A 2,495-nucleotide genomic window follows, 5' to 3' on the forward strand; every position below is an offset into this window, starting at 1 on the left:
CCACCGCGACCCGAGCGGCCTGACCGTGCTCCAGGTCGCGGCCGGCCTCGGGCGCGCGAGCACGGTGGCCGCCCTGCTGGCGGGCGGCGCGGACGTGCACGGCGTCGACAGCCGCGCCGGGTGCACGGCGCTGCACAAGGCCGTGCAGGGCGGCGACCTGGCCACCGTGCAGACCCTGGTCGAGGCGGGCGCGTTCGTCGACGCGGTCGCGCCGACCACCGGCCACACCCCGCTCATGGACGCCCTCTGGTACAAGTGGCCGGAGGTCGTCGGCTACCTGCTCGACCAGGGCGCGGGCGTGAACCTGTCGACGCACTACGGCTTCTCCATGAAGGAGCACTTCGAGTTCGAGCTGAACGTCAACTCGCTCGGCAAGGAGAAGCTGCTGGCGGCCGAGAAGCTGCTGCGCCGCCGGGAGGACGAGGACGAGCGCCGCATCGCCGAGCAGCGGCTGATGGCGGCGACCGCCGCCGGTGACGCGCGGGAGGTCGCGCGGCTGCTGGCCGACGGCGCCCAGGTCGACGCCCGCTTCCCGGTCCGCAACGGGTTCAACGACCTGCACACGCCGCTGCTGGTCGCCACCCGCGACGGCCACCTGGAGATCGTCCGCGAGCTGCTGCGCGCGGGCGCGGACGTCAACGCCACCGAGCCGACGTTCGGCGCGTGCCCGCTGCACAAGGCCGTCTACAACGGACACGCCGACATCACCGCCCTGCTGGTGGCCGCGCCCGGCGTCGACCTCGACTTCCAGGGCGCGACCAACGGCTACACCCCGCTGCACGACGCCCTGTGGCACGGCTACGACGAGTGCGCCCGCATCCTGCTGGACGCCGGCGCCCGGGTCGACCTGGTCGGCCACGACGGCAAGACGCCCCTGGACGTGGCCGTCGACGTGTTCGACGCCGACCACCCCGTGATCGAGCGGCTGCGCGCGCAGGCCGCCTGACCCCTCTGGGAGCACACCCGATGTTGTTCTACGTGCAGATGAAGTGGAACCACGAGGGCCGCATCACGCTCGACGAGCTGTGGGAGATCGAGCAGGAGGAGGCCGAGCACGCCAAGGAGACCCTGGACTCGGGCTTCGCCGTCGGCCTGTGGAAGGTCGCCGCGCAGAAGCGGGTCATCGGCATCATCGACGCCCCGAGCGCGGAGGAGCTGGACCGCACCGCGCTGGGCCGGTTGCCGATGCGCGAGTACCTGGAGTTCGAAGAGGTGTGGCCGCTGCGCGACTACCTGGGCTTCGCCGAGGACGTCCTCAAGCGCTACCAGGTCTGACCCACCACCCCCAGGAGGAGGACACCGTGATCCACCAGCTCATCTTCGCCTCGCCCAAGCCGGGCATGACCGAGGAGGAGTTCCAGCGGTACTGGCTCGACGTGCACGCCGTGCGGTACGCGAGCAAGATCCCGCAGATCCGCAAGTACAAGATCGACACCCGGATCCCGTCCGGGGACGGCGACGCCGAGCCGATGTGGAGCGGCATCGCGGAGATCTGGCTGCGGCCCGAGGAGCAGGTCGAGTCGTTGCAGACGCCCGAGTTCCTGGAGGGCGCGCGCCTGGACGAGCCGAAGTGGGCCGCGTTCTGGAAGACCCTGGTGCTCGACACGAACGCCCACGTGGTCGTGGAGCCGCCGCGGGCCGAGGGCGTGAAGCTCGTGCGCCTGGTGAAGCGGCGGGAGGGCCTGTCGCTGGACTCCTTCCGCGAGCTGAGCCTGGGCAAGCACGCCGACCTCGTCGCCGAGGTGCCCGGACTGCGGGGCTACCTGCAGGGCCACACCGTCGACGGCGCGTACGGCATCGGTGAGGCGACCCTGGACGCCGCCTACCAGCTGTGGTTCGACGACGTGGACGCGCTCACCGCGGCCCTGGCGTCGCCGCAGTTCCAGCGGGCGGAGGACGAGCTGCGCTCGTTCGTCCAGGACCGCTACCTGCACGAGATGGTCGTCGCGGAGCACTGGGTGATCGGCCCGGACGCCAGGTAGGGCGAGCCGGGTCCGTGCGGGGTCGAGGAGGGGACCAGTGACGCAGAGGATCGCGATCGAGGACGTCCGCCCGGCGGTCTCGGGCGGTCTGCGACCGGTGAAGGCGGTCGTGGCCGAGCACGTGCCGGTGCGGGCGACGGTGTGGCGGGAGGGCCACGCGGCGGTGGCCGCCGAGGTGGTCTGGTCGGGGCCGGGCGACCGGGCGCCCCGCCGCACGCGGATGGCGCCGGGCCCGGACCACCGCTGGGAGGCGGTCGTCGTGCCGGACCGACCGGGCGAGTGGGTGTTCCGCGTCGAGGCGTGGAGCGACCCCTGGGCCACGTGGAGGCACGCGGTGACGGTCAACCTGGCGGCCGGGCGGTCCACCGCGGAACTGGACCCCGACCTCGAAGAGGGCGCGCGGCTGCTCGAACGGGCGTGCACGTCGACCGGGGCGATCGAGCCGAGGGCCTGGTTCTGCTGGAAGAAGCCCGGCAGGTTCCTGGTGGGCAGCACCTGCGCCGGTGCGGGCGG

4 protein-coding genes are annotated in these 2,495 nt (G+C 72.6%); all 4 read left to right on the plus strand.

Annotated features, from left to right (window positions below; all coding sequences use genetic code 11):
• A partial coding sequence (locus AB0G02_RS35195) for an ankyrin repeat domain-containing protein (protein ID WP_360803260.1) occupies window positions 1-946 on the plus strand: 946 nt, incomplete at its 5' end.
• Between the two features lie 20 nt (window positions 947-966).
• Complete coding sequence (locus AB0G02_RS35200; protein ID WP_360803263.1) at window positions 967-1,275, plus strand: muconolactone Delta-isomerase family protein; 309 nt, start codon at window positions 967-969, stop codon at window positions 1,273-1,275.
• A gap of 26 nt (window positions 1,276-1,301) precedes the next feature.
• The gene (locus AB0G02_RS35205) at window positions 1,302-1,982 is read left to right on the plus strand and encodes an EthD family reductase (protein ID WP_360803266.1); all 681 of its coding nucleotides are present in this window, start codon (window positions 1,302-1,304) and stop codon (window positions 1,980-1,982) included.
• Between the two features lie 37 nt (window positions 1,983-2,019).
• Window positions 2,020-2,495: maltotransferase domain-containing protein (locus AB0G02_RS35210; RefSeq protein WP_360803269.1), on the plus strand; the 476-nt coding region annotated here is incomplete at its 3' end.

Source organism: Actinosynnema sp. NPDC023658 (assembly GCF_040639995.1).
GTDB lineage: Bacteria > Actinomycetota > Actinomycetes > Mycobacteriales > Pseudonocardiaceae > Actinosynnema.

Excerpts from the sequence above, each read along its gene's own strand:
- AB0G02_RS35200 (WP_360803263.1), top strand. The coding sequence starts at position 967 with ATGTTGTTCTACGTGCAGATGAAGTGGAACCACGAGGGCCGCATCACG.